Source organism: Porphyromonas sp. CAG:1061 (genome assembly GCF_000435035.1).
GTDB classification, from domain to species: domain Bacteria; phylum Bacteroidota; class Bacteroidia; order Bacteroidales; family Porphyromonadaceae; genus Porphyromonas_A; species Porphyromonas_A somerae.
On sequence record NZ_HF988927.1, the window covers coordinates 1 to 4967 of the forward strand.

At 48.7% G+C, this 4967-nt stretch carries 4 protein-coding genes; all 4 read left to right on the plus strand.

Features of this window, described 5'->3' with window-relative positions; genetic code table 11:
- Window positions 1-212 precede the first annotated feature (212 nt).
- Window positions 213-764, plus strand: coding sequence for an FKBP-type peptidyl-prolyl cis-trans isomerase (locus QVO39_RS06305; protein WP_018029150.1), 552 nt, complete (start codon window positions 213-215; stop codon window positions 762-764).
- A gap of 40 nt (window positions 765-804) precedes the next feature.
- Window positions 805-2853, plus strand: coding sequence for a DNA primase (gene dnaG / locus QVO39_RS06310; protein WP_021903477.1), 2049 nt, complete (start codon window positions 805-807; stop codon window positions 2851-2853).
- 35 nt (window positions 2854-2888) lie between these two features.
- Window positions 2889-3875 (plus strand): ABC transporter ATP-binding protein, encoded by a 987-nt coding sequence (locus QVO39_RS06315; protein ID WP_021903478.1) that lies wholly within the window; start codon window positions 2889-2891, stop codon window positions 3873-3875.
- Window positions 3872-4967, plus strand: a 1096-nt coding sequence (locus QVO39_RS06320) for an ABC transporter permease (RefSeq protein ID WP_288171867.1), incomplete at its 3' end; no start/stop codon positions are given. The genes QVO39_RS06315 and QVO39_RS06320, both read left to right, overlap by 4 nt.

Here is a 4967-nt window from a genome sequence, read left to right on the forward strand (position 1 = left end):
ATCAGTTTGTTATAAATGGGCTTTTTGGGCCATTGCTTTAGGTTCATGCAGGCATTTTATTGGTGAGTTTATTCTATTTACAACTATCAAATGCTTTTTCTTCTTCTGTATCGTTTGTGTTATGATTTGGTGACGGTGCTTGAGATTGGGTATAATTTGGTAGTTTTGTATCAGTTTAATTATTTAAGAGATGACTATATTTATATTGAGTTATGAGAATTAATAAAGGTGCGTTTGTGCAGGTGCAGTATCGCTTGCTAGATAGGGAGGGTTCATTGATTGAGGAGACGACTAAGGAGCAGCCTATGGAGTTTATCTATGGTATGGGGCTATTGCTTCCTGCTTTTGAGGCAGAGCTCTCTGGTATGGAGCCAGGTGACCAATTTGACTTCCATCTATCCCCTGAGAATGCTTATGGTGAGGTGCGGGACGATTTGTTGCTGGAGCTAGATAAGGCAGTCTTCCACATTGATGGTAAGTTTGATGAGGATATGGTGTACGAGGGGGCTCGTGTGCCTATGAATACTGCCGATGGTCAAGTGGTTCACGGATTAGTGACCCATGTGGGTGAGGATAAGGTGCAGATGGACTTTAATCACGACTTGGCTGGTGAGGAGCTCCACTTCATCGGTGAGGTGACCGATGTACATGAGCCAACTCAGGAGGAGTATGATCGCTTCTTTGGGCATCAAGGGTGCTCTGGTTGCTCGGGCTGTGGTGAGCACCATCATGAGCATGGAGAGGGTGGTTGTTGCCATCATTGAGAGCTAATACTGGGGGAGGGCTGAGTAGAGGTCTGTAGCTATGAGCATGATTGATAATCGGGTGGTGCAACGCATCATAGAGCGTGCCGATATTGTGGATGTGGTGGGGGATTACCTTACACTACACCGCAAGGGCAAAGACTATGTGGCTCTCTGCCCCTTTCATGATGATAGCAGTCCTTCGCTTCAGATCTCTTCCTCTAAGAATATCTGTAAGTGCTTTGCCTGTGGGGAGGGGGGGACTCCGGTCTCCTTCATCATGAAGTATGAGCATCTGACCTTTCCCGAGGCCATTAAGTTCTTAGGCCGAAAGTATGGCATTGAGGTGGTGGAGCGGGAGCTGACTCCCGAGCAGATGGCTCGTAAGACGGAGCGTGAAAAGCTACTCAATGCCAATGCTTTTGCCAGAGATGAATTTGTGAATGCGATGCTACAAGGGGCGGAGGGACGCCGGATTGGGCTCAGCTACTTCAGGGAGCGTGGACTGACGGACGAGACGATCAAGGAGTTTCAGCTCGGCTACTCGCCTAGCGAATGGACCTATCTGGTGGATAGGGCAAAGGAGAGTGGGGTGGAGCTGGAGGTGCTGGAGTCGCTTGGGCTGGTGATGAAGACTAAAAAGGGGGATTACATTGACCGCTATCGGGAGCGGGTGATCTTCCCTATTCACAGCACCAGTGGCAATGTGGTGGGCTTTGGTGGGCGTATCCTGAAGAAGGTAGAGAATGTAGGAAAATACATTAATAGCCCCGCCTCGGAGCTTTACGATAAGAGTAATGAGCTCTATGGTCTCTACTTTGCCAAAAAGTATATCTCTAGCAGTGATAAGTGTATTGTACTGGAGGGCTATATGGATGTGCTCTCTATGTACCAAAGAGGGGTGCGTAATGTGGTGGCAAGCTCGGGCACGGCACTGACGCACGCTCAGGTGGCGCATATCAAGCGTTTGACTTCCAATGTGACACTCCTTTTTGATGCCGATGGTGCAGGAATCAAGGCGGCTCTCCGTGGGCTAGATATCTGCCTAGAGGCTGGACTGGGTGTGAAGGTGCTTCTTCTACCTGATGGAGAGGACCCCGACTCTTTTTCCCAAAGCCATACCTTGGAGGATATTGAGGCCTACTTTCAGGAGCATGAGGAGGATGGGATCGCCTTTAAGGGGGAGCGACTAGCGGCGGAATATGGTACCGACCCACAGGGAAAGGTGGCGATCATCGAGGAGCTAGCACAGACGATTGCTTATATCGAGGCACGAATTACGCGTGAGCTCTATATAGGGGTGGTAGCGGAAAAGTGGGAGGTGACCAGTGAGGCACTAGCGGAGCGGGTGAAGAAGATCCGTGATGAGCGGATCTTTAACCGTACTCGGCAGGAGCGAAGTAGCTATCAGATGCCTCAGGAGGGGCCTACATCAGGTTTTACTAACCTCTCTACCAAGGCTATTTCTGGGCAGGTCAACCCAAAGGTGGCATCGGCTAGGGTAAAGGATCCCTTGCCTCCATACGAGCTCACCCTTTTGCAGGATATTATTGATTATGGTATGGTGTCTATCCCTGGCTTTGCGAATAATGAGGAGGGAGAAGGGCAGGAGATAACAGGTCTGCAATTAATACATAATGCTACGCTCGACCTTAGAGAGTGGGATGGTGTGTGCGGTCTGAGCGACCACTTTGTGCATATATTGGATGGGCTGTTGGATGCAGTGTCTCAGGCTGAGGCGGATGGTAGTGAGGCGGATCTTACTAGATTGTTGCTGGGCTCGGAGGATGATACCATCAGAGAGCATGCCGATAGGTATCTTCTGGATAAGTACACGCTCAGCCCTCGCAATGATAAATTTGTGAAGGAGATGGAGGAGCCTGAGGAGCTAGGAAAGCTGCTGATGCGGGATGTACTTTCGCTGAAGCTACACAAGATAGAGGAGCAGGTGCAAGGGGTGCTTAAGAAAATAAAGGAACTGGACTCTAAGAATGTAGAGGATTATAAAAAGCTATACCAAGAATTGGCACAGCTGACGGAGTACAAGAGTAATGCTAGTCAATTGCTAGGGGATCGGGTGATTACCCCATCGCTTTTGCTGAAGAAGTAGATAGAAGAAACAAGTGTATTGCAAGTATATTGGGTATGTGTAAAAACGTAGTAGAAGTAAAGGATGTAGTCAAGGACTACGACAAACACCGTGCACTCGACCACGTAAGTATGTCGGTGCCAGAGGGCAAGGTGTATGGTCTGCTGGGCCCTAATGGGGCAGGAAAGACCACCTTGATTCGTATCCTCAATAGGATTACCGCCCCAGATAGTGGGGAGGTGCTCTTTGATGGGCATCCGTTTGTGGAGAAGGACTTGGAGCGGATTGGCTATCTCCCTGAGGAGCGTGGCCTGTACCGTAAGATGAAGGTGGGGGAGCAGGCGATCTATTTGGCTCAGTTGAAGGGATTGAAGCGGGCTGAGGCGAAGCGAATCCTGGAGGAGTGGTTTGAGCGCTTTGATATCCTACCTTGGTGGGGCAAGAAGGTAGAGGAGCTCTCTAAAGGAATGGCACAGAAGGTGCAGTTTATCTGCACGGTGATGCACGAGCCTCGTCTACTGATTTTTGATGAACCTTTTAGTGGTTTTGACCCGATCAATGCGGAGATCCTGAAGAATGAGATGCTACGGCTGAAGCGGATGGGGCATACCATTATCTTCTCTACCCATAATATGCAGAGTGTGGAGGAACTGTGCGATAATATCTCTCTGATTAATCGTAGCCATGTGGTACTAGAGGGGGATGTGCAGGAGATTAAGCAGCAGTACAAGGGCAATGCTTATCGCTTCCTTTTCCAAGATGGCGTGGAGATGCCGGAGAATGTAGCGGAGCGGTATGTGGTGGTATCAAAGGAGACGGACCAGTATGGCCGTACTGAGTTGATTCTTGAGAATAGCCACAAGCTCGCTTCACGTGAGATTATCTCTGAGTGGAATGCTCGGGGTGAGGTGATTAGTTTTGAAGAGATTATCCCCAATATGCATGAGATATTCCTAGATGTGGTGGGGAAGACGGGTCAGGTGAATGGCTATGAAGAGAGCCAAGCGGAGCGTAATCTAACTAAGGAAGGAGGTGCAGAATGAATAAGTTTTGGATTGTCTTGCAACGGGAGTATAATGTGAAGGTGAGGAAGAAGTCTTTTATCTTGCTCACGATCTTTACGCCGTTTATCTTTTTGCTGCTGATCTTTATCCCGATGTACCTCGGTATGAATGCCAAGGACACTTCGGAGAAGGAAGTGATGGTGATTGACCACACAGGTAAGTATCTGGAGTATCTACAAAAGGGGGAGAGTAGGGATGGCTTTAAGTTTGTCGCCAGTGATACTGATATTGCCGAGGCACGGAAGAAGAGTGAGGAGAGTGCTTATGCCTACCTTTTGATTACTGAGGATCTGCTGAAGAATCCAAAGGGGGTCACGATATTTAGCCACTCGTCGATACCTCCTACGCTACAGGAGTACATTTCGGACCAGCTGCAACCTGCTCTGAGAAAGGAGAAGATAGCTAGCTATAATATCCCTGACCTTGAGAAGATCATTGATGATACGAAGGTATCGCTCTCTATCTCGGAGATACAGTGGAGTAAGGAGGGTGATGAAAAGGCAAGCTCTTCGGACTTTGCAATGATGGTGGGGCAACTCTTTAATATGCTACTCTTATTCTTCGTACTGGCCTATGGATCTATGGTGATGGCGAGTGTGCAGGAGGAGAAGAAGAATAGGATTGTGGAGATTATTGCCTCTTCGGTGAAGCCAACGGTGCTATTATTTGCTAAGATAGTGGCTGTGGCACTCGTGGGGCTGACGCAGTTGGGGATTTGGGCACTGATCTTTATCCTAGGATTTGTGGTGCTACAGGCGGTCTTCCTCAGTAATGTGACCCTGGATATGAGTCAGCTGACTGATAATGCGATGTCGGCAGGTGTTGACCCTGATATGGTTCAGGACATCATGGCACCATTGGCCAACTTTAATTTCACTGGGATGATCCTGGCCTTTTTCTTCTTCTTTATCTGTGCTTACTTCTCCTTCGCAGCGATCTATGCGGCGATGGGAGCTGCCTTTGATAGCGATGAGGATATCAGTCAGATGAGTTTGCCGATTACGCTACTCTTTATGTTTGCCTTTTATGCGGCCTTCTATTCGGCCGAGAATCCCAATGGACCACTGGCGG

Bases quoted from the DNA above. Each gene is read 5' to 3' on its own strand.
- QVO39_RS06305 (WP_018029150.1), top strand. From the start codon at position 213: ATGAGAATTAATAAAGGTGCGTTTGTGCAGGTGCAGTATCGCTTGCTA.
- dnaG (WP_021903477.1), top strand. From the start codon at position 805: ATGAGCATGATTGATAATCGGGTGGTGCAACGCATCATAGAGCGTGCC.
- QVO39_RS06315 (WP_021903478.1), top strand. From the start codon at position 2,889: ATGTGTAAAAACGTAGTAGAAGTAAAGGATGTAGTCAAGGACTACGAC.